The 1,054-nt window shown below is 76.3% G+C and carries 1 protein-coding gene; it reads right to left on the minus strand.

Annotated features, from left to right (window positions below; translation table 11 throughout):
* On the minus strand, window positions 1-921 hold a 921-nt coding region (locus OZN99_RS32280), incomplete at its 3' end, for a C45 family autoproteolytic acyltransferase/hydolase (RefSeq protein ID WP_270939274.1).
* Between the last annotated feature and the right edge of the window lie 133 nt (window positions 922-1,054).

The raw sequence follows: 1,054 nt of genomic DNA on the forward strand, positions 1-1,054 counted from the left end.
CCCCGCGTGCCGCGCGAGCAGGGCGACGCAGCCCTCGGCGCCGGAGGGAGCCGAGCCGGCGCCGAGGGCTGCGTGCAGCGCCGCCAGCCGGCCGTCCGAGTCGCGGCGCGGCGGGCTGCCTGCGGCTTCCCGCAGATGGCGTGCCAGCGCGGGCTCCAGGAAGTGGTTGGTGCGCGCGACCCAGCGGCGATCCGACGGCATCTCGACGGCGACGGCGCCATGGCCAAGCTCGACGGCCGCGATGGCGCCGGAGGCGTCTCCCATCACCAGCGTGCCGCCGCCGAGATGCGGCAAGGCGCGCAGCAGCGTGAGCGCCTGCCCGACATCGGTGCAGCGGATCAGCAGAGCCTCCATCACGTAGTAGCGCAGCGCGCCGATGCCGAGGTCGGCGGTGCGCACCGCCGTGTCCGCGAGGCAGAAGCCATCCGAGTTGATCCCGCTGGAGGCGGAAGGGCTGCTGCCGAAGCCGCCGACGCAGAGGATCTCGCGCCCGCCCCAGGCCGGGTCGGCCTGGCGGACCAGCGACTGCAGCGGACGCATCGCCGCCGGGTTGTCGCGGTTCTTTGCCAGCAGCACGCCGCCTTCGGCGTCGGCGAGCGCGAAGGCGGAGCACCCGTCGGGCCCGGGCCGAGCCACGGCTGCGCGGTCCTCGACCGCGTAGCGGGCATGGGCAGCGAAGAGGTGCCGCACCGGGATGTCGTGGCCGGCGGCAAGACCCTCCATGAAGGCGGCCACGTCGGGCAGAAGGGACTGCTGCGCCTGCCATTGCGCATCCAGCCAGCCCAGCGCGTCGCGGGTCCTCGCGAAGGCGAAGGCGTCCTCCGTGCGCCGCCGCACGGCGGCGGCGTGCGGCGCGCCGAGTGCGGCGAAGGCGAGCCCGCGGCTGCGGGGATCGCCGAGGAGGCGGTGCGGAGCTGTCATGCCACGCCGCCGTCGTGCAGGTGGCAGGCGACGGCGTGGCCGGCCTCCGGTAGAGCGACGCGCCGCGGCATCTCCGCGCGGCAGCGCGGCCCGGCGTCCGGGCAGCGGGGATGGAAGGCGCAGCCGGGCGGGG

Origin of the sequence: Falsiroseomonas oryzae, assembly GCF_027856955.1 — a bacterium.
In the GTDB taxonomy this organism is placed as follows: Bacteria; Pseudomonadota; Alphaproteobacteria; order Acetobacterales; family Acetobacteraceae; genus Falsiroseomonas; species Falsiroseomonas oryzae.